This is a genomic window from Enterobacter cloacae complex sp. S2 (assembly GCF_015159675.1).
In the GTDB taxonomy this organism is placed as follows: Bacteria; Pseudomonadota; Gammaproteobacteria; order Enterobacterales; family Enterobacteriaceae; genus Enterobacter; species Enterobacter intestinihominis.
Window position 1 is genome coordinate 105,046 of the sequence record NZ_JADDTS010000042.1, and the last position, 449, is coordinate 105,494.

Consider the following 449-nt stretch of genomic DNA (forward strand, 5'->3'; position numbering starts at 1 on the left):
ATCGGCGTCGTTCATTTCAGTGATATCAGATTCAACCGCGGCGCAAACCGCCACCACTACAGAATATTCACCGCTCGAAGATTTTGCTGAGAATATCCCGCACAACCCCCTGACGCAGTCTTTGCTAAATTATTTAAAAATCACACTATTGAAAAATAAAAGATGGAAGTAATATGGATAAAATAATATTTAATAATTATGGAGTGATCCTTATCGAGAGAGAAGGGCGTTTATTTATTAGGTTTTATTCAGGGGGAATGGTTATGAAAGAGGAGGAGGAAGAAGTGAGTATTGATGCGGCTAAAAAAGTTCAAGTGAGTGAAAAAGATGCTTGTGAGGTTTTAATTTCTATCGAAAATAGAAAAAATAAAGTATAGACTTCATTTTTAATGAGCAACTATAGGTCAGCGACAAAGAAGGCGCATCTAATTATATTGGTGATTTTTACA

General features: G+C 35.9%; 1 protein-coding gene and 1 pseudogene. One reads left to right on the forward strand and one right to left on the reverse strand.

Features of this window, described 5'->3' with window-relative positions:
- Positions 1-69: pseudogene (locus IPZ49_RS23230) on the reverse strand (hypothetical protein); the annotation flags it as partial.
- A 104-nt stretch (positions 70-173) separates the two neighbouring features.
- Between IPZ49_RS23230 and IPZ49_RS19470 the strand changes: the two are divergent.
- Positions 174-377, forward strand: a complete 204-nt coding sequence (locus IPZ49_RS19470; protein ID WP_032653883.1) for a hypothetical protein — start codon at positions 174-176, stop codon at positions 375-377.
- The last annotated feature ends 72 nt before the right edge of the window (positions 378-449 follow it).

What these genes read in the sequence shown, in the direction of transcription:
- IPZ49_RS19470 (WP_032653883.1), top strand. Translation starts at nt 174, where the DNA reads ATGGATAAAATAATATTTAATAATTATGGAGTGATCCTTATCGAGAGA.